This is a genomic window from Catenulispora rubra (assembly GCF_015356825.1).
Classification (GTDB): domain Bacteria; phylum Actinomycetota; class Actinomycetes; order Streptomycetales; family Catenulisporaceae; genus Catenulispora; species Catenulispora rubra.
Genome location: NZ_JAACYW010000695.1, coordinates 1 through 621, shown reverse-complemented (window position 1 = coordinate 621; position 621 = coordinate 1). Strand labels below are relative to the sequence as shown.

General features: G+C 68.9%; 1 protein-coding gene and 1 pseudogene. Both read left to right on the top strand.

Annotated features, from left to right (window positions below; translation table 11 throughout):
• On the top strand, positions 1-408 hold a 408-nt coding region (locus GWK61_RS55000), incomplete at its 5' end, for a Kae1-like domain-containing protein (protein ID WP_438939841.1).
• Positions 405-621, top strand: a pseudogene (locus tag GWK61_RS54995) (hypothetical protein); the annotation flags it as partial. The gene GWK61_RS55000 and the pseudogene GWK61_RS54995, both read left to right, overlap by 4 nt.

The following is a 621-nucleotide window of genomic DNA, read 5'->3' as shown; positions in this document are numbered from 1 at the left end:
CCCCTGAACTTCTCCTTCTCCGGCCTCAAGACAGCCGTCGCCCGCTGGGTCGAACGCCGCGAGCGCGCCGGCGAGAAGGTCCCCCTCGCCGACGTCGCCGCCTCCTTCCAGGAAGCAGTCGTCGACGTCCTGACCCGCAAGGCCATCCTCGCCTGCAAAGAGAACGGCGCCGAGTACCTCCTCATCGGCGGCGGCGTAGCAGCCAACTCCCGCCTCCGCGTCCTGGCCGAGGAGCGCGCCGCCAAGGCCGGCATCCAGGTCCGCGTCCCCCGCCCCGGCCTCTGCACCGACAACGGCGCCATGGTCGCCGCCCTGGGCTCGGAACTGGTACGCCGCGGCCGTACCCCCTCCACCCTCGACTTCCCAGCCGACTCCTCGCAGCCGGTCGTAGAGGTGGTCGTCCGATGAGCACCAAGAGCGCGAAGAACCAGTCCCTCATGTGGGAAGTCCGCTGCGAGCCCGGCAAAGCAGCCGCAGTCGAGGAGTGGGTCCGCGCCATCATCGTCCCGCCCCTGTGGGAGGACGAAGAGGTCGCCTCCTACAACGCCTACAGCTCCGTAGCCCAAGACGGCGAACGCGTAGTAGTAATCATCGACTACCTAGGCGCAGCTCCCACAGCCC